The organism is Neoroseomonas eburnea (assembly GCF_018129005.1).
In the GTDB taxonomy this organism is placed as follows: Bacteria; Pseudomonadota; Alphaproteobacteria; order Acetobacterales; family Acetobacteraceae; genus Neoroseomonas; species Neoroseomonas eburnea.
Map to the genome: position 1 here is coordinate 21,433 of NZ_JAAEDL010000029.1, position 15,620 is coordinate 37,052.

Below are 15,620 nucleotides of genomic sequence, written 5' to 3' on the forward strand. Positions count from 1 at the left end.
GGTAAAATTCCCTACAGCGCGGTCGCTGTCACCGGCCCGGCCAGGGCCGAGACGTTGCCCTCGGCCGAGACCGCGCGCAGCCAGTACCAGCGGGTGTCGCCGGCGCTGAGGCCGGCGCGGTCCCAGAAGAGGCTGGTCGGCTCCTCGGGCAGCTTGGCCGCGGCGGCGAGACTGCTGGTCGTCGCCTCGAACACCTGCAACTTCACCGCGCCAGACGGGAAGCCCCCGGAGAGGCGGACCCCGCCACTGATCCCCGTCGCCGTGGGCGTCGCCACCGCCGCGGGGACCAGCGCCTGCCGCCAGCCCGACACCGCCCCACTGCGCGCCACCGCGCGCACCCGGAAGCCGCTCGGCTCGGCCGTGGGGATCGCGGCTGCCGTGGCGCCGAGGGAGCCGCCGTAGCCCTGCCAGGCGGCCACCGAGGCCGGCAGGAACTCGACCTGATAGCCGACAAGGTGGGAGGAGCCGACCGCGGACCAGGACAGGGAGAGCGCGGCAAAGGCCGTCGTCGTCGGCGTCTCCACCGTGATGCTGACGGGCGCGGCAATGACCCCCGGGTTGGGCAGCACCACGGCGGGGTTCGACCCGGTGGCGCGCTCGTCGACCGCCGGGTTCCAGTCCCACACCGCGGCGTCCTCCTCCTCCAGGGTGAGGTCGACGCCGCCCTCTGCGGCGAGCGACCAGGCGGTGACCCGCGCAGGGAAGGGTGTCAGGCGGTCGAGGGCGACCGTCGCCGCCTCCCAGGGCCTGAGCCGCAGGGCCGAGAGGTTGGCGGGGAAGGCCACGGTGCGCTGGCGGCGGTTGCGCTCCAGCTCGACCTTCATCAGCCGCTGCACCGTGCTGACCGAGGTGGTGAGCGGGAACTCGAGGTCGCGGTAGATCATCTCGCCGCCATCCTGGGCGACGTAGTTGGAGGCCAGCAGCGGCGGGGCGTCGGTCGGCTGCCAGTTGGCAGCGGGCTCGACATAGACGGCCCGCACCCCGTTGAAGAGATCCCGCCGTGGCCGGGCGCCCTGGATAGTGACGTCGCCGCGGAGATCATCCGAGGTCAGGGTGGCGGCGGGCAGCGCCGGCGCCCCGGCATGGATGAAGAACCGCCCGCCGGAGACCACCAGCGCGCCGGCCATGGCGGCGGCGAGCTTGCGGGTGATGGCAATCTTGCCCTCGGCGAGCGACAGCACGCCGTTGGCGGTGTAGCGGCGCTCGTAGATCCCGGCCCTGGTGCCGACCAGCTCGTCGCAGATGTTGGCGGCCGCCATCAGCGCGGGGATGTCGATGTCGGACCAGGACGCGCGCCAGCCGAAGGGCGCGGTGAGGTGCCAGGCGAGCAGCAGGGCCGGGTTGTCGGACCAGCCTGTCGCCCCGGTGCGTGGGTCGAGGATGGTGTCGGCGCCCTCGACGATGGCGGCGATGTTGGGCGGGCCGGCGGGGAAGGCCTCGGCGGTGAGCTTGAGCCGGACAGCGACATGGGCGCGGCCGCGCCCGCGATGCTCGCTGGTCCATTGGCCGCCGGTCTCGGCGATCAGGTTGGCGTCGGCCGGCTGGTCGGGCTCGCCGAGATGGCGGTCGATGCGGACCAGCCCGGCGAGCGACGGATCGCTCTCGACCTTGTCGCCGAGGAAGACCTCGCCGATGGCGCGGACGCGGTGCGCGGCGAGCACCACCACCGAATAGAAGTAGCCGTCGGCGCGCCCCTCATCGTCGGTGGCCGAGTGCAGGAAGACGATCGGCCCCGACACCTTGCAGCGTCCGAGGACGATCTGGTGCTCGGTGACCGGCTGGCGGAAGGCCTGGGTGCGGCCGGCGCCGGGCTGGCCGGCGTCGAAGCCGGCGATCGCCGCCGCCTGCGGGCTGAGGCTGACCTGCTTTTTCTGCTTTTGCGGGAAGACCGACTGGCCGATGGCGGAGACGATGAAGGCGGCGCCAGCGCCGACCACGGCACCGATCAGCCCGCCGCCGACCGCGGCGGAGGCGACGCCGGCCGCGGCGACGGCGATGAGGGGAACAGCGGCAGGCATCGGGCGCGGTCCTCCGAGGCGTCAGTCGATGCGCCACGCGGTGATGCAGGTGGTGAGCGGGACGCGGATCAGACCTCGCGGCCCGACGAAGGCGGCACGGCCACCATCGACCACGACGCCGAGCCGCGGCGGATCGCCCGCCAGGACGACATCGCCCGCCCGCGCGAAAGCGGGCGGGATGCGCGGGAAGCCGGCGCCATCCGCCGTGGCCTCGAGGGAGGACCGCATCCGGATCCCCGTCCGTGCACCCGTGCACGCCTCGACAGAGGCGAGAGCAAACCGCCCGCAGTTCCAGCGATGCGCATCGAACGGACGTGTCTCCGCTGCGGCCAGCAGGGCTGCCAGCCGGACAGGCCAATCCGGCAGCCGGGCCATCAGCTGGCGGGCAGCCGGATCTCCGCCTCCTGCAGGGCGGGGACGAACTCGAAGAAGCGGTCCCCCGGATACTCGGCCTGCTGGTCGGCATCGGTGTAGCGGCGCACCTCGGCGCGCTCGAGGTCGACGAGGCGGCTCTCGCAGGTGAGCGAGATGCGGGGCTCGGCGCCGTCCACCACCTGCATGGTGTCCATCAGCCCGGCCCAGAGCGGGAACGGGTCGGCGACGAAGGCGCCCTCGGCATCGAGCAGCGCACCCCACAGCCGCGCCGGGCGCAGGCGGAAGGACTGCTCGGCCAGCGCGATGTCCACCACCTCCTGCGGCACGGGCGAGAGCGTCAGCGTGATGCGCACCGCCCTGAGTTCGGCGGTCTCCTCGATGTCGGAGACGGCACCGATGGTGCCCATGCCCTCATAGGTCACACCGGCCCATTGCAGCGGCCCGAGCCCGGTCCAGGCACGGATGGGGCCGGAGGCGAAGTCGAGCTCCACCAGCACCACTGGCGTCGCGACCGGTGCCGTGGCGGCCGCCGCGGCCTGGGGCGAGAGGCGCGGCGTGGCGGTGATGCCCTCGCTCACGGCAAGGCCTCCTCGAGGCGGATGGTGATGGCGGTAAAGCGCCCTGGCCGGGTCGGATTGGCGCCCTCGTCGTCGGAGGCGAGGCGCATGGCGACGGTCGGCGTCGTCAGCACCAGCGGCTCGGCGAGCGGGGCCGCAGCGCGCAGCGGCGGGGCGATCGGGATGGTGGCGGTGCCGGTGCCGGAGGCGCTGACCGTCTCGGTCGCCATATAGAGCCGGCCGGCGAGGCCGATATGGTCCCCCGCCCCGACCGCCACGGCGTTCGGCCACCAGCCTTGGGTTTGCAGGGATAGCGCCCCGCGCGCGGCGCCGGCCGCCAGTGAGGGCGTGCCGCTCCCCACCACCATCCCCGTCCCGTCCGTGAAGATGGTGGCGTCCGAGAAGGAGTACGGCCCCGCGGGCACCTCGCCCTGGCTGCGCGGATCCCCCGTGCGGTACTCGCGCCGCCAGTCCCAGATGCGCACCGTGTTGGCGGATCCGGCCAGCGCCGCGAGCAGCCCCTCCAGCACGCCAGCCTGGACGCGGTTGAGGGGATCGAAGCTCGCCTCGGCGATCCACCTCGCCCCGTCGCGCCGCAGCACCTGGGTGGCACGGCTGACCGGCGAGACGAAGCGCAGCGTGTTGTGCTGCAGGTAGAAGCTCAGCCGCGACGGCCGCAGCGAGGGCGGCCAGGCGTATTCGGTCATGGCTCGCCCTCCCCGCTATCCGCGCACCGTGTCGTAGGCCGCGCCGCCGCGGCGGATGGCGTCCAGCGTCATCGCCGAGGCCTGGCGGGCGATCTGCCCAGCGAGCAGCCGCAGCCGCGCCTCGACGCCGGCATCGGCCCCGCGGGCGTCGATGGTGATGCTGGTGTGAATGGTCGGGCCGCCCAGCGCGGTGCCGTTCGGCAGGACGGTGCCTGCCTGGCGCGGGACGAACCATTCGGGGCCCCGCTCGCCGACGACATAGGGCTGGCCGGCGGCGACCGGCCCGCCCTCAGCGCGGAACAGGCCACCGATCGCGGCCCCGATGGAATCGAGCCAGCTCCCCGCGCCCATGCTCGATAGCCCCGCCGAGACGGCATTGCCCAACGGCTCGGTGATGACCTTGCGGGCGAGGATGCGGGTGATGTCCTGCAGCAGGCCCTCCAGCACGGAGGAGAACTTCTCGCCCTTGACGATGGCGTCCTCGAAGGCGCTGGAGAAGGTCAGGCCCAGCTCCCGCACCACGTCCGAGGTGCGCGAGGCGCCCTCCTCGACGCGGCGCTCGGCGCGCTCCAGTTCCTCCATCGCCGCGACCGCCTCGCGCTGGATGGTCTCGTCGGGCACCGCCCGGCCGGCCCGTTCGGCGCGCTCCATCAGGCTGGAGAGATTGGCGAGACGGCGCTGGTAGCGCTCATAGGCGGTCTCGTTCTGCTGGATCAGCCGCTCGCGCTCGCGCAGCAGCTCGTTGAGCTCCCGCTCGGCCTCGCGCGCCTCCCGCGCGCCCTCGGTGCTGGCACGGCGGACGGCGGCGACGCGCGGCTCCAGCCGGCGTAGCGCCTCGTCGCGCTCCTGCAGCGCCAGGGTCTCGAGGCGGGTGCGCTCGGCGGCGGTGACGCCACCGGCAGCCTCGGCCTCACGCAGCCGGCGGACGCGCTCCTCGTATTCCCGGTTGATCCGGAAGCGGTCGTCGAGGTCGCGGGTGAGCTCCTGGACATCCTGCGTCGCGCGGCGCCGGCGGGCCTCGGCCGCGGCAGCAGCGGCGCTCTCCTGCTCGCTGCGCTGGCGCTCGCCGGCGGCCTGCTCACCACGGGTGATCTCGGCCTGGAGCTCCGTGTATTGCCGACGCAGCTCCTCCAGCCGGGCAGCACGATCCACCCCGGCCTGCTGCTCGGCGGCGCCGACCAGGCCGGGGCGGATGCTGCCGCGGCGGGTTGGGGCGGTGAGGCTGGGCCGGCCGTCATTCTCGCTTTCGATCCGGGCGATCTGCGCCGCCAGCGCCTCGGCCTGGCGGCGCATGCCGGCGAAGCGTTCCTCCTCGCTGAGCAGGCCGGCGCCCTGGCGGACACCATCGACCGCGCGGGCGGCGGCCGACAGCGCGCGGGCCAGGGCGTTGGAGAGACCGATGGCGCGATCGAGCTGGCCGAGGAAGTTTTCGGTGGACGCCGTCAGCTGCCCAAAGGCGCGGCCGAGGGAGAGCGGCGCCTTGTCGAGCTCGGCACCGAGCCGCTCGGTGGCGCGTAGCAGCGCGGGAAAGACCCTCTCGGCGGTGAGCTTGCCCTCGCTCCCCAGCTTGCGCAGTTCGCCGATGGAGACGCCGAGCTCGCGGGCCAAGCCCTCGGCCAGCAGCGGCATGGCCTCGAGGATGGAGCGCAGCTCGTCACCCTGCAGCACACCGGAGGCCAGGGCCTGGGCGAGCTGGAGGGTGGCGGAGGAGATCTCGCTGGTGGAAGCGCCGGAGACGATAGCGACGCGCTGGAGCCCGGTGACCAGGCGTACCACCTGGTCGGAGGTAGCGCCGATCTCGCGGGCGGCGATCGAGAAGCGCTGGAAGGCGTCGACGCTCTCGGAGACGGCGACGCCGGTGGAGAGCGCGTTGCGGTACAGCGCCTCGTAGACCGAACTGGCGCGCTCGACCGAGCCTGTGGCGTTCTGCAGGCGCGACAGGCTCTGGGTCAGCGCATCGCCGGCCTGGACCAAGGCGCGCGCGGCCACCGCCACGCCGGCGAGCTGGATGCCGCGCACAGCGACGTCCAGCAGTTCCAGCGAGCGCGAGGCGCGCTCGGCGCCACCCTTGATCTGATCGAGGGAGCGCTGGCCCGTCTCGCCGACCTCGCGCAGCCCGGCCTTGACCCGGGCGGCGTCGTCCAGCGACAGGCGGACCGAGACGCGGCGGGTGGCGTCGGCCATGTCAGGTCGTCTCCCCCTCGCGGCGGGTGGCGGCGCCCTCGGCCATGCCGATGCGCATGGCGAGCAGCAGTTCGGTGGCGGCCCATCCTGCCGCGCCCATCTCGCGCGCTGCAGCCAACGCGCCGGCCGTGTCGAGCGTCAGGCCGACCATCGTCGCCTCGGCGCAGGCAGTGCCGGCGGCCCAGCAGGCGTGGCCCTCGATGCTGGTTGGCGCGTGGGCGGCATAGGGACAAGCGTCGGCGCAGTCGCGCTCCAGGGCGGCGCAGCCGCGGCAGTAGTCGGGCCCGCGGCCGAAATGCCAGGCGGCGCGAGCCCTCAGCCGTTTCCCTCGGCGGCCACCGTGGCGACGGGCGCGGTGGCGCGGTCCCAGAACGCGGCGGCGATGTCGTCGTGGTCCATCAAGCGCTCGACCGCCTCGGGCGAGAGCGGCAGCGGCTTGCCGGCGGCATCACCGACGCCCTCCCACGCGGTGACCGCGTGGCGGGCGAGCCCCTTGACCAGGAAGGCGAAGGACAGGCCGCGCGACATGTCCGGATCGAGGTCCGGGTCCGCGATGCGGATCGCGGCGAGGCGACGTGCGGCCGCCGCCTGCGCGGCGGCCATCACTGCGGTGGTCACCGGGCGGATCTCGACGCGGACGCCGCGTGGCAGGTCGAGCCAGTACGGCTCGGCCGGAAGGTCGAGGGTGAGCATCAGCTTCTCCGATGAAATAGCGGGAGCGCATGATCCGCGTGAGCCTTCCGGCACAGCGGCGCGATCGGGGGGCGATGTATTGGCTGCTTCAGGTAGCCGGCGCACGGAGAGAAGCGCGGAATCTCAGATCGAGAAAACCTCGCAATTTGGGCTTGGGCACGTTGAGAAACGACGGCGGCGGCCATAGCGCGCGGATGGCGAACACCTGTTTCTGTCCGCTACCCTATTCGGCCCGCTGCGACCGACTATCCGCGCCCGCCAAGTCGGCGCTGCCGTGCCCGTATTTCGCCGTCGGGGAGCCAGACAGTCGCATCCTCGCTCCAGGCGACAAGCGCAGCGCGCAATACGACCGAATCTGCGGTGCGATGGCGATGGACCTCATCGAACGCCCAGAGCACGCCGTGAACCTCGATGGCTGTGCCAGCCGCTGCGCGCAATCGGCCGTCGCCGGTGAGCAGGATGCAGTCCTGCGTCGTCTCAGCCAGGGCCCAGGCGGAGCAGTCATAGAGCCGCAGCGCCGGGTTCTCACGTTCAAGGGCGACTGCGCGGTCGATCAGTGCGCCGCTCAGGCCGATCACGCGTAGGCCTTGCCGGACCAGTGCCCGCTTCTCGCCCGCTGGGATGCTGAGGAGTTCGTCCTCATACAGCAGATCAGGCACCTGGATCTCGTAGGGCAGCCGCAGCAGCGCCTCGAGGAGCGCCGCCTTGCGCAAGTCGATCAGGGCGCTCGTGTCACTGATGATGATCCGCATCGACCGCCTGCGGCCCCTTCAGTTCCGCTTCGACATGGGCCACTGGCTCGCGCAATAGATCGGCCGCCTTTGGCAGCGCGATCAGCTTCTCTGCGACCGCCCGCATGCAGAGCCGCCGAAGCCGGCGCGGTTTCTCGCGCATGCCGCGCTCGCCCACTGGTTCGAGTTCCTCCGGCTCCTGCGAACGCCAGCTGCGCGCCACGCTCTGGAAGGCGTAGGTCAGGCTTGCCTGATCGATGACGCCGATATCGCGTAGGCGCACGAGCAGTGCCGCGCCGCTCACGCGGTAGATGCGCTTCAGATCGATGAGCTCGCGGTAGCTCAGCAGGTGCCGTCGCGCGCCGACTTCGCGGATCAGATGGTCGCGCGGCATCAAGAGTGCGCCGGCGAAGCGGGTCATCGCCTGCTCCTCTTCCTTCTCGGTGAGGCCAGCCGGATCGATGATGCGATGCGCGAGCTCATGCGCCAAAGTCAGGCGCCGACGCTCAAGCGACTTCCTGCAGTTCGCCACGATGACGGGCACTGGTGGTAGCCCACCTGGCCGCTGCACCAGGCAGGTGAAGCCAGATACCGAATCCGGCAGATCCTCAAGCAGAACCTTCAGCCCCTTCTCTTCGAGGAGTTCGGTTAGGTTCGGGATCGGGTCGAGTCCGAGCTTCCACTCCTCTCGCACGTCATCGGCGAGTGCCTCTGCGTCATCGAGCGACTTCACGCCCCGGAGCGCGCCGAACGGCGCCGACCACGACGCGCTGTCGAGGCCAAGGATGCGTTCGAGCTGCAGGTAGCGCTCCACCCACTCCAGCACCGCGGCCTCGACACGCGCACGGTCTTTCACCGAAGTGCTCGCACGGGTGCGGAAGTCCACCTCGCCGAGCTTCGCTTCCTCGACGGCCAGCAGGTAGGGCACCGGCACCTTGAGCGCGCGACTCAGCGCCAGCAGCACGTCTGAACTCGGGGTCATTTCGCCGCGCTCGTACTTGCTGAGCGCTTGCGCGGTGACCTTTCCGGAGACGGCATCCTCAAGCGCGCGCAGCGACATACCGGACCGCTTTCGTGCGAGGCGCAAGCGGTCACCGAGCATGACATCCTCCTTTATCATTGACAAAATTGCCTCATTGGTATGTCTTGTAAACCATCGCCTGCGACTCCGTCAACAGCTTCGACGGCGGCAGGTCCCGCGCGTTTGCAGGAGCGATATCAATGTCTTACCTGTCCCCCCGGAACAGCCCCCTTGCATCGGTCTTCGCCGGCTTGCCGCCGCCGCCGGTCCCGTTGGACCAGGTCTGGGGCGACGACGGCGTCGACTATCGCTACCGCTTTGCAGTTTACGACATCCACGCCTACCCATCGGCGGCGAACGCGGTCTACATCTTCGCGGCGCGTCAGGGGCTAACCTACATCCCCATTTACGTCGGCCGCGCCGAGTCGCTTAGCCGGCGTCTTTCCAGCCACGAACGACGCGATGAGGCGATCCGTCGCGGCGCCCGTTACCTGCTCGTGCATGTCCCGGCTGTCACCGATCTGATCGGTTACGCCGAAGCCGAGCGGCGTCTGATCCGGCACTACGCGCCGACGCTCAATGAGCAGCACAACCTTCTGCCCGCGTTACTCGCGCGCTGAGCGGAGGAAAGTCGCACCATGCCGAGCTTGACCATCGCCCACATCCGCGAGCAAGGCGTCGATCTCATCATTGCGCCGCTCGCCTCCGATTTTGGCCTCAAGGCCCCTGAGACGCAGCGGGCTGTGATTGCAGAGATCCAACTGCGATCGCGCGGCGCCGGCCTCGCTGGCACGGTCGTGCCCGTGTGGGATGGCGGTGGAGGACGGATGGCGTTCATCGCGCCGCGACCCTGGCACCCGTACTTCAGGTCCATTGATCTCGGGATTGTCCATGCCAGCGTAAATCGGGAGCTGAGTTGGTAGGGTAGGACCTCTGCCCGCGTCGAAGGCTGGTCAGGAGGCCAAGTCGGCCCTTTGCTGAAGGCATGCTGCTGCGGAAGGTCGGGCTCTTCATCCAAGACTGTCCTTACGCAGGCATGAGCATCACGCGTACCCGGCTGCGGCTTGCTGGTTCTTCAACAGCGCCGTCATCATGCGCGTGGCGGTTGCGTTATAGGCCGCGCGGAACTCGAAGCTCGCCTCGACGCCGCCCGGGCCCTCCACCGGGGTCTTTGCCAGCGCCAGATAGACCTCGTGCAGCGTGAAGGTGAGTGAGCGGTTGGCGTCGATCGCATAGCTGAAGGCGAACTCCGCCGGCGCGTTGTTCTGCGCCTGGGTCAGCAGCGTGGTGTCGGCGAAGCGCGCGGTGATCTGGCCGGTGGCGCGCGCGATGCCTGGATCCACGCCCTCCACCTTCCGGTCGGCGCGGATGGTGCGCACCATCTCCATGCCGTTGGCGTAGGTGAGCCGCGCGCCCGTCACCTGGGCGAGCGCCGCGCCGTTCCGGCTGATCGCCCCCTGCGCCTTGTGGAAGGCGGTATAGGCGGCGCTGGTCGGCGTGCCGCCCGAACTCGAGACGCCGCGCGTCGAGCCCTGCCCCATCAGCCCGAAGGTCGCGGTGGCGGGACCGGTCGGCGAGAAGTCGATCTCCAGCGTGTCGGCGCGCACGCCGGTGCAGAGATCGTAGTTCGGCACATCCGGATAGCCGATCTCGATGCTGTTGGACGGCAGCGCCGCGGCACCCGAGCCGAAGCTGTGGATGAAGTTCGGGCTGGTGCCGGTGGTGGTCGGCGGACCGAGCAGCAGGCGCAGCCAGTGGCCGATGTTGACCAAGTCCACCGGCACCACGGCCTGGCCCTGCACGGTAACGGTGTCGAGGAAGGGTGCGGCGGGATCGCGGCTGCTGCCGACGCCGATCACGTCGGCATCGAGCAAGGGCTGCTCGGCGCCGAGGTCGCAGGACAGGAACGGCATGCGCAGCCAGTCGCCCGCAGGCGCGGTGCCGTAGGTGGCCTCGGGGATCATGAGCAGACGGCAATTGGCGCCGATGGCACGGGGCATCGGAGATCTCCGGGATCAGCGGGAGGAAGGAGCGTCAGGCCAGCGGCGAGCCGGCGACGGTGAAGAACAGCACGACGGGGACCGAGGCAGCGCGTGCTGCGGCGGCGCCCTCGAACTCGACATCCTCGAAATCGGGCGCGCCGGGCTGGACCCATTCCACCGCGCCACCGAGGGTGCGGTCGGCGGTGATGACGGCAGCGATGTCCACCAGCAGGGCGTCGAGCAGCGCGCTACGCGCCGACGGCGTCGCGCCACCAACGGTGACCTCGACCTCGGCGCGATGCTCGATGGCCCAAGCGAGCGGCGAGAGGATCGCCGTCTCCTCCACGGTCTCGCCGTCGCGGATGACCACCAGCCCGCCCGGCGGCAGGCGCTGCGGCGCGGTCTCGCCGCGCAGGACCAGAGGTGCCGGGTTCCTGCCGGCCAAGGCTGTGCCGAGCCGACTTTGCAGTGCCGCGATCGCGGTCTCGCGCACGCTCATGGCGCCGCCCTCCCGCTCTCGTCGGACGCATGCGTCCGACCCCAGGCCGTGACGAAGCGCCCGGGCAGCCGGCGCAGCCCGCGTTCGGCGGCACCCTTCACGTCCAGCCGCTTGGCGAGCTTCACCTGCGGCAGCAGCAGGAACATCGGCACAATGCCGCGGGCAAGCATGCCGCGGGCCCAGGCCTCGCGGCCCTTGCGGTTGCCGGTGCCGATCTCGGCGAGGCCGCCGGCGAGCAGCCGGGTGCGGCGGCGCCGACCGGTCTGCTCGCCCTGACGGAGCGGCAGACACCAGACTAAGCCTCGACCGGACTTGAACGGCCGGAGGAAGCCCTGCCCGGAGGCGACCATCTGCGCCGGCGTGACCCGCAGGCCCTTTTCGCCGCGGCCCCGCCGCCCCCGCGCCGCATTGAAGCCGGTCGGGATCGCCAGGAACTTCCCTCCACCCTTGGCGCGGATCAGCGCACCACGCTCGAAGGCGTCGATGACGTTCGGCACCTTGGTCCAGACCAGCCCGGCGGGGCGCAGTGACTGGCCGCTGCGGGGAAACACCTGCGAGCGCCAGGCATTGGCGATCCCCCGCGCGTTGCCGCCGAAGCTGCTGGTCACCTGCCGCCGCAGCTCCTGCTTCACCTGCTCGGTCTCGGCGCGGATCGCCGTCATCGCCGCGCGCTCGCCGGCGCGCACCTCGGCGGCGAGCACCTGGCGCAGGTCGCCGACGATGCGGGCCGCGAGCCTCACGGCGTGCCGCCGCCGGGCGGCAGGCCGGTGCGATGGCGGATGATGGCGACGGCAAGGTCGTGCAGCGCCGCCTGGCCGAGGTAGCCGAACACGAAGGCGAAGAGAAACCGGCCGTATTCGTTGAACTCGAGGAAGCCGCCGAGGGCATAGCCGGCACTGCCGACCAGGGCGGCGGAGGGCACCTCCCATGCGAGGCACCAGCCAAAGCGCCGGCGTTCCGGGTTGTTCCAGCGTACGAAGCCGCCGGCGAGGCCGGCGGCGGCGCCGAGCAGCAGGTCGCGCAGGATCTCCAGCAGGGTCAGGGCGTTCTGCGGCATGGGATGGGGCTCCTATCTCCGGCAAAGCACGCGCCAGGCGGTGCCGGAGGCATCGCGCTCGGCATGGGTGACGGTGAGCAGGTCAGGACCGAGGGCGAAGCTGTCGCCGGCGGCAAGCTCGGGCAGGACGGCGATGGCGACGGAGAGGATGTCGGTGGCCGCGAGGATCTCGGTGCCGAAGGCGTCGGCCACGCGGTCGGGCGAGGACCGGAGAACGCGGACCGGAACTGCCGGGCCGGTGCCGCCCTGCCGATAGACCGCCTCGGCGCCCAGGTTCGGATCGGCGACCAGCGCGGTCATGGCATCGGCGAAGGCGTTCACTGCTCGCCCCTGTCGGTGGGATTCAGCCGCCGTACCGCGGCGAGCCGCCCGGCGCAGTCGGCATGGGCGGCGTCGTAAGCCAGCAGCAGTTCCGCCACCTGCCCCTGGGTCAGGCCATCCCCGAAAGGGAGGACCGGCGCCGCGGCACAGACCAGCAGCGCGTCAGGGAGGCGCAGCGGCAGCAGCCGGATCTCCGGCGGTGCGGCCGGCGCGCAGGCGCTTGACAGCATCGCGCAGCACAGGGGCAGCGCCGGCAGCATGGCTCGGGTCACGGCGGAGGGCCTCCAGATTGGCACCAAGGCGCGCGGCCTGGGCGCGGGCGCGCTCGGCCTCGCCGGTCAGCGCGGCGATGTGGCGCGCGTGCTCGGCGGTGGCTCGGGCGAGCGCAGCGGCATTGGCCTCGGCGGTGCGCAGGGCCGTCGCGGCATCCAGCCGGGCGGCGTCGCGCTGCGACCGGAAGTGCCAGGCAACAGTCGCCGAGAGCAGCAGCGCGCCGCCCAGCGCGAGCGGCACGGCGTGCCGGCCGAGCAGCGCGAGGATCGCCGCGCCCATCAGGGATAGGCCTTGCGGTCGAGTTCGAAGTGCGGCCCGTCGCGGAAGGAGGCCCAGTCGCCGCCCCAGACGATCGGCACGCCGAGGTCTCTCGCCGCGGCCTTCATCGCCGCGCCGATCTGCTCGTAGAGCATCCAATCCCAGCGGATCTCGCCCTGCTCCACCGCACCGTCGCCGTCGTCGAGCCAGTAGGCCAGATCGACGGCATGGCCGGTGAGGTGCCGGCTGCTCATCGTGCGCGAGGCACCGATCGCGACCAGCCGGGCCTGGCGCTCGCGGGAGCGCAGCCCCTCGGTGACGATGAAGGGCACCGCCTGGCGGGCGCGCTCGACGACGCGCACCAGGTCGCGGTGCACGCCCCCGAGCCGTGCACGGTCGCGCGGCAGGAGCGCGGCCATCACGCCCCCGAGGCCGGCACGCGGGCCAGCATCACCCGCACCGTGGCGTCGGCCGCCAGCGCCGCCGCGGTGCAGAGCCCGACCTGAAAGTTGCCGGTCGCGGTGGTGGTGATGCGGCGGTTGGTGTTGTCCCAGAACACCCGCGCGCCCTGGCTGATGGCAAGCGCGGGCTCCTTGATCAGTTCGAACTCACCGCGGGTTTCGCAGTCGACGCTGGCGTTCTGGGCGGCGTCGGAGGCCGCCACCCCGAAGAAGGCGCCAACCAGCATGCCCTGGCCAGAGAGGATGCCCCCCGCGTAGGGCACCACCATCGGGATGGAGCGCGCGTCGGGACGGATGCAGTTGCGCATGGAAGGGTCTCCTGAAAGTGCCAGGGCGCCGACCGGAGTTCCGGCGGCGCCCTGGCGCGAAGCGGGTGGCAAGGAGGGAAGCGGCGGGATCAGGTGCCCGGGTTGAACCAGGCCCCGCGCCAGTCGATGGCGCCGACCCCGAAGTCGAAGATCACGCTGACCTCGACGCCATCCGCGCCCTGCACGGGGCCGGTCGTGACCTGCGGCCCCTCCGCCCCGTTGAGATAGCCGTAGACATAGACCGGTGCGGCGACCGGGTCGGAGAACAGGTACCAGCGGTTCGCCTGGATCAGCGGCTCAATCACCGGCTGCACGAAGCCGGCAAAGACGTTCGCCTTGCCGATCTCGCTCGCGGCAACGGTGACGGTCGCGCGCCGCGCCGCCAGCTCCTGGTTCGGCCCGACCAGCAGGCGCATGGCCTGGCCCATGGAGATGGGCAGCCCGTCCAGCGTGCGCTGCTTCATGATGGCGGTGCGGCCGGCGCCGATGGTGTCGGTGTCGAGCACGGTGCCGGTGCTGGCCTTGTTGGCCCTCGCCACGCCGGTGGCGAAGACCGGCGCGCTGCCGGTGGTCAGCGTCGGGCCGTCGCCATTGGCCGAGTTCAGCAAGTTGTAAGCGGTGGCGTTCTCGAACTCGGCGACGCGGCGGCCGATGGCGGCGGCGAAGTCGGTGAAGGCGCCGAGGTCGTCGTTGACCAGCATCGGCCGCGTGACGCGGATGCGTCGCGCGAAGGTCTGCAGCAGGACGATCTCCTGGCTCTCGGACATGGTGCCGACCTGGATCTCGCCGTTCTCGGCGAGCGGCAGCAGGGTCGGGAAGTCGCCGATGCGCAGGTGCCGGTGCGGCTTGAAGTCGCGGAAGTCACGGCGGAGGAAGATCTGGCGGTAGGTCGGCTGCGCGGGCTGGTAGGCGGCGAGCAGCATCTTGTTGGCCGCGGCCGCGAGCAGCAGCGGGAAGTCGGAGCTGGTGTGGAAGGCGCGCTCGGCGAGCAGCGTGGGGTTGCGGGGCACGCTGCGCTCGCCGCGGGCCCGGAGCAGCTCGCCGATCATGTCCGAGGGCCGCCAGCCCATGAACTCGGCGTGGCGGCCGGCCCGTCCGTTATCCCCCTGGGGCTGGTAGCCGGGCATGGCGCGGGCGGCGAGTGCCTCGGCCATGGCGTCGAGGATCTGCGCCGGATCGTTGTGGCCCGGACCGGTCTCCGGGCGGGCGGGGATGGAGGGACGCGGCCCCTGCGCCACCAGGGCATCGAACAGGGCGCGACGGGCCTGGTCGCCGGTCCAGCCCTGGGCGATGGCCTCGGCGCGGATCGGGGTGATGTGCTCGGCGGGCAGGAGGGCGCGGGCGGCCTCCACGGCGGTGTCGATGCCGGTGATGCGCTCGCGCTCGGCGCGCTGCGCCTCGGCACGGACCGCGTCGAGGTCCGGTGTTGCGCGGGTTGGCTCGGGTGTGGTGGTCACGGTGGGCTCCTGGGGCGGGGTGGACGGCGCGGCGGAGGGCGGCGCCGACGGGGCAGCAGCCGGCTCGGCCGGCGTCGTCTCGGGCATGGGTGGATCCTCGTCAGGCAGGGCAGGCTCGATCGCGGTGGCGGGCGCGCCCTGCGGCGCCTCACCACGCACCGCCGCGTCGCGGTCCACGGGAACCGGCACGATGGAGATCTCGAAGGGCTCCCAATCCACGGCGCGGTGGACCGTCTCGCCGGTCGCGGCGTCGGGCCGCGGCTCGTAGCGGTGCACGCGATAGCCAACGCTCACCGCGCGCAGCGTGCCGTCGGCGATGCGCTGCCAAACCGGCTCGACGTCGGCCGCGGAGCTGAACTGCAGTGTGGCGTAGCCGCGCCCGCGCTCGAGGCGGGCGGCGGTGACGCGGCCAAGAACGTCGCGCGCGCCGCCACGGCGATGGGTGTCGAGCACCGGGGCGCGGCCGGAGCGGAGCGCCTCCATGCGCACCGCGTTCGGCGACATCTCCAGCTCCTCGGTGATCAGGCCGAGGGCCGGGACGAAGTTCCGCGCGCGGGCGCCCGTGCTCCACACCACCTCGACGGTGCGCGCGGCGCGGTCGACGGTGGCAGGCGCGGTGATCGCGCGCTGCGCCACGAGCGGAACGTCCGCCGCGGTGGGCGCAGCAGCAGGCTCCGGCCCGGCATTGCTGCCGCCCGGTTCGATAGGTTCGGTCATG

The 15,620-nt window shown here is 71.8% G+C and carries 21 protein-coding genes; 3 read left to right on the forward strand and 18 right to left on the reverse strand.

Features of this window, described 5'->3' with window-relative positions; all coding sequences use genetic code 11:
* Positions 1-11 precede the first annotated feature (11 nt).
* From GXW74_RS22425 to GXW74_RS22465, 9 genes are all read right to left on the reverse strand, one after another.
* Positions 12-2,018 carry a phage tail protein gene (locus GXW74_RS22425; RefSeq protein WP_211848824.1) on the reverse strand — a complete coding sequence of 669 codons (2,007 nt, stop codon included), beginning with the start codon at positions 2,016-2,018 and terminating at the stop codon, positions 12-14.
* A gap of 21 nt (positions 2,019-2,039) precedes the next feature.
* A complete protein-coding gene (locus GXW74_RS28780; RefSeq protein WP_211848825.1) occupies positions 2,040-2,393 on the reverse strand; it encodes a DUF6950 family protein in 354 nt (117 codons plus the stop codon).
* Complete coding sequence (locus GXW74_RS22435) at positions 2,393-2,971, reverse strand: hypothetical protein (RefSeq protein ID WP_246523889.1); 579 nt, start codon at positions 2,969-2,971, stop codon at positions 2,393-2,395. Before GXW74_RS22435 ends, GXW74_RS28780 begins: the two co-directional genes overlap by 1 nt.
* Complete coding sequence (locus GXW74_RS22440; RefSeq protein ID WP_211848826.1) at positions 2,968-3,657, reverse strand: hypothetical protein; 690 nt, start codon at positions 3,655-3,657, stop codon at positions 2,968-2,970. The genes GXW74_RS22435 and GXW74_RS22440 overlap by 4 nt, the downstream gene beginning before the upstream one ends.
* Before the next feature lie 15 nt (positions 3,658-3,672).
* The gene (locus GXW74_RS22445; protein ID WP_211848827.1) at positions 3,673-5,841 is read right to left on the reverse strand and encodes a tape measure protein; all 2,169 of its coding nucleotides are present in this window, start codon (positions 5,839-5,841) and stop codon (positions 3,673-3,675) included.
* Between the two features lies 1 nt (position 5,842).
* Complete coding sequence (locus tag GXW74_RS22450) at positions 5,843-5,992, reverse strand: hypothetical protein (RefSeq protein ID WP_211848828.1); 150 nt, start codon at positions 5,990-5,992, stop codon at positions 5,843-5,845.
* A gap of 164 nt (positions 5,993-6,156) precedes the next feature.
* The gene (locus GXW74_RS22455) at positions 6,157-6,534 is read right to left on the reverse strand and encodes a hypothetical protein (protein ID WP_211848829.1); all 378 of its coding nucleotides are present in this window, start codon (positions 6,532-6,534) and stop codon (positions 6,157-6,159) included.
* Between the two features lie 245 nt (positions 6,535-6,779).
* A complete protein-coding gene (locus tag GXW74_RS22460) occupies positions 6,780-7,286 on the reverse strand; it encodes a PIN domain-containing protein (protein ID WP_211848830.1) in 507 nt (168 codons plus the stop codon).
* Positions 7,267-8,367 carry a helix-turn-helix domain-containing protein gene (locus GXW74_RS22465; RefSeq protein WP_211848831.1) on the reverse strand — a complete coding sequence of 367 codons (1,101 nt, stop codon included), beginning with the start codon at positions 8,365-8,367 and terminating at the stop codon, positions 7,267-7,269. Before GXW74_RS22465 ends, GXW74_RS22460 begins: the two co-directional genes overlap by 20 nt.
* Positions 8,368-8,486: 119 nt before the next feature.
* Between GXW74_RS22465 and GXW74_RS22470 the strand changes: the two genes are divergently transcribed.
* Together GXW74_RS22470 and GXW74_RS22475 are read left to right on the forward strand one after the other, a co-directional pair.
* Positions 8,487-8,906, forward strand: coding sequence for a GIY-YIG nuclease family protein (locus GXW74_RS22470; protein WP_211848832.1), 420 nt, complete (start codon positions 8,487-8,489; stop codon positions 8,904-8,906).
* 18 nt (positions 8,907-8,924) lie between these two features.
* On the forward strand, positions 8,925-9,209 hold the full coding sequence (locus GXW74_RS22475; RefSeq protein WP_211848833.1) for a hypothetical protein: 285 nt from the start codon (positions 8,925-8,927) through the stop codon (positions 9,207-9,209).
* A gap of 120 nt (positions 9,210-9,329) precedes the next feature.
* On the opposite strand, the gene GXW74_RS22480 is transcribed toward GXW74_RS22475, so the two are convergent.
* Genes GXW74_RS22480 through GXW74_RS22505 form a run of 6 tightly spaced genes read right to left on the reverse strand, consistent with a single transcriptional unit; the run spans position 9,330 to position 12,417 of the window.
* Positions 9,330-10,286 carry a phage tail tube protein gene (locus GXW74_RS22480; protein WP_211848834.1) on the reverse strand — a complete coding sequence of 319 codons (957 nt, stop codon included), beginning with the start codon at positions 10,284-10,286 and terminating at the stop codon, positions 9,330-9,332.
* 34 nt (positions 10,287-10,320) lie between these two features.
* Positions 10,321-10,767: a hypothetical protein gene (locus tag GXW74_RS22485; RefSeq protein ID WP_211848835.1), complete on the reverse strand. Its 447-nt coding sequence runs from the start codon at positions 10,765-10,767 to the stop codon at positions 10,321-10,323.
* Entirely contained in the window at positions 10,764-11,507 is a 744-nt protein-coding gene (locus GXW74_RS22490; protein WP_211848836.1) for a DUF6441 family protein, read from the reverse strand. Before GXW74_RS22490 ends, GXW74_RS22485 begins: the two co-directional genes overlap by 4 nt.
* The gene (locus tag GXW74_RS22495) at positions 11,504-11,824 is read right to left on the reverse strand and encodes a phage holin family protein (protein ID WP_198369500.1); all 321 of its coding nucleotides are present in this window, start codon (positions 11,822-11,824) and stop codon (positions 11,504-11,506) included. Before GXW74_RS22495 ends, GXW74_RS22490 begins: the two co-directional genes overlap by 4 nt.
* Positions 11,825-11,836: 12 nt before the next feature.
* Positions 11,837-12,145 (reverse strand): head-tail joining protein, encoded by a 309-nt coding sequence (locus tag GXW74_RS22500; protein ID WP_211848837.1) that lies wholly within the window; start codon positions 12,143-12,145, stop codon positions 11,837-11,839.
* Positions 12,142-12,417 (reverse strand): hypothetical protein, encoded by a 276-nt coding sequence (locus GXW74_RS22505; RefSeq protein ID WP_211848838.1) that lies wholly within the window; start codon positions 12,415-12,417, stop codon positions 12,142-12,144. Before GXW74_RS22505 ends, GXW74_RS22500 begins: the two co-directional genes overlap by 4 nt.
* Here GXW74_RS22505 and GXW74_RS22510 point away from each other — a divergent pair.
* Positions 12,404-12,706, forward strand: coding sequence for a hypothetical protein (locus GXW74_RS22510; protein ID WP_211848839.1), 303 nt, complete (start codon positions 12,404-12,406; stop codon positions 12,704-12,706). The genes GXW74_RS22505 and GXW74_RS22510 overlap by 14 nt on opposite strands.
* Here the strand turns inward: GXW74_RS22510 and GXW74_RS22515 are convergent.
* The 3 genes from GXW74_RS22515 to GXW74_RS22525 all read right to left on the reverse strand — a co-directional run bounded on the left by GXW74_RS22515 (position 12,697) and on the right by GXW74_RS22525 (position 15,619).
* Entirely contained in the window at positions 12,697-13,095 is a 399-nt protein-coding gene (locus tag GXW74_RS22515; RefSeq protein WP_211848840.1) for a M15 family metallopeptidase, read from the reverse strand. The two genes, GXW74_RS22510 and GXW74_RS22515, sit on opposite strands and share 10 nt — an antisense overlap.
* Positions 13,095-13,445, reverse strand: a complete 351-nt coding sequence (locus tag GXW74_RS22520) for a DUF2190 family protein (protein WP_211848841.1) — start codon at positions 13,443-13,445, stop codon at positions 13,095-13,097. The genes GXW74_RS22515 and GXW74_RS22520 overlap by 1 nt, the downstream gene beginning before the upstream one ends.
* Positions 13,446-13,534: 89 nt before the next feature.
* Positions 13,535-15,619 carry a prohead protease/major capsid protein fusion protein gene (locus GXW74_RS22525; RefSeq protein WP_211848842.1) on the reverse strand — a complete coding sequence of 695 codons (2,085 nt, stop codon included), beginning with the start codon at positions 15,617-15,619 and terminating at the stop codon, positions 13,535-13,537.
* Position 15,620 lies beyond the last annotated feature (1 nt).

What these genes read in the sequence shown, in the direction of transcription:
- GXW74_RS22425 (WP_211848824.1), bottom strand. Translation starts at nt 2,018, where the DNA reads ATGCCTGCCGCTGTTCCCCTCATCGCCGTCGCCGCGGCCGGCGTCGCC.
- GXW74_RS28780 (WP_211848825.1), bottom strand. Translation starts at nt 2,393, where the DNA reads ATGGCCCGGCTGCCGGATTGGCCTGTCCGGCTGGCAGCCCTGCTGGCC.
- GXW74_RS22440 (WP_211848826.1), bottom strand. Translation starts at nt 3,657, where the DNA reads ATGACCGAATACGCCTGGCCGCCCTCGCTGCGGCCGTCGCGGCTGAGC.
- GXW74_RS22445 (WP_211848827.1), bottom strand. Translation starts at nt 5,841, where the DNA reads ATGGCCGACGCCACCCGCCGCGTCTCGGTCCGCCTGTCGCTGGACGAC.
- GXW74_RS22450 (WP_211848828.1), bottom strand. Translation starts at nt 5,992, where the DNA reads ATGGTCGGCCTGACGCTCGACACGGCCGGCGCGTTGGCTGCAGCGCGC.
- GXW74_RS22455 (WP_211848829.1), bottom strand. Translation starts at nt 6,534, where the DNA reads ATGCTCACCCTCGACCTTCCGGCCGAGCCGTACTGGCTCGACCTGCCA.
- GXW74_RS22460 (WP_211848830.1), bottom strand. Translation starts at nt 7,286, where the DNA reads ATGCGGATCATCATCAGTGACACGAGCGCCCTGATCGACTTGCGCAAG.
- GXW74_RS22465 (WP_211848831.1), bottom strand. Translation starts at nt 8,367, where the DNA reads ATGCTCGGTGACCGCTTGCGCCTCGCACGAAAGCGGTCCGGTATGTCG.
- GXW74_RS22470 (WP_211848832.1), top strand. Translation starts at nt 8,487, where the DNA reads ATGTCTTACCTGTCCCCCCGGAACAGCCCCCTTGCATCGGTCTTCGCC.
- GXW74_RS22475 (WP_211848833.1), top strand. Translation starts at nt 8,925, where the DNA reads ATGCCGAGCTTGACCATCGCCCACATCCGCGAGCAAGGCGTCGATCTC.
- GXW74_RS22480 (WP_211848834.1), bottom strand. Translation starts at nt 10,286, where the DNA reads ATGCCCCGTGCCATCGGCGCCAATTGCCGTCTGCTCATGATCCCCGAG.
- GXW74_RS22485 (WP_211848835.1), bottom strand. Translation starts at nt 10,767, where the DNA reads ATGAGCGTGCGCGAGACCGCGATCGCGGCACTGCAAAGTCGGCTCGGC.
- GXW74_RS22495 (WP_198369500.1), bottom strand. Translation starts at nt 11,824, where the DNA reads ATGCCGCAGAACGCCCTGACCCTGCTGGAGATCCTGCGCGACCTGCTG.
- GXW74_RS22510 (WP_211848839.1), top strand. Translation starts at nt 12,404, where the DNA reads ATGGCTCGGGTCACGGCGGAGGGCCTCCAGATTGGCACCAAGGCGCGC.
- GXW74_RS22515 (WP_211848840.1), bottom strand. Translation starts at nt 13,095, where the DNA reads ATGGCCGCGCTCCTGCCGCGCGACCGTGCACGGCTCGGGGGCGTGCAC.
- GXW74_RS22520 (WP_211848841.1), bottom strand. Translation starts at nt 13,445, where the DNA reads ATGCGCAACTGCATCCGTCCCGACGCGCGCTCCATCCCGATGGTGGTG.
- GXW74_RS22525 (WP_211848842.1), bottom strand. Translation starts at nt 15,619, where the DNA reads ATGACCGAACCTATCGAACCGGGCGGCAGCAATGCCGGGCCGGAGCCT.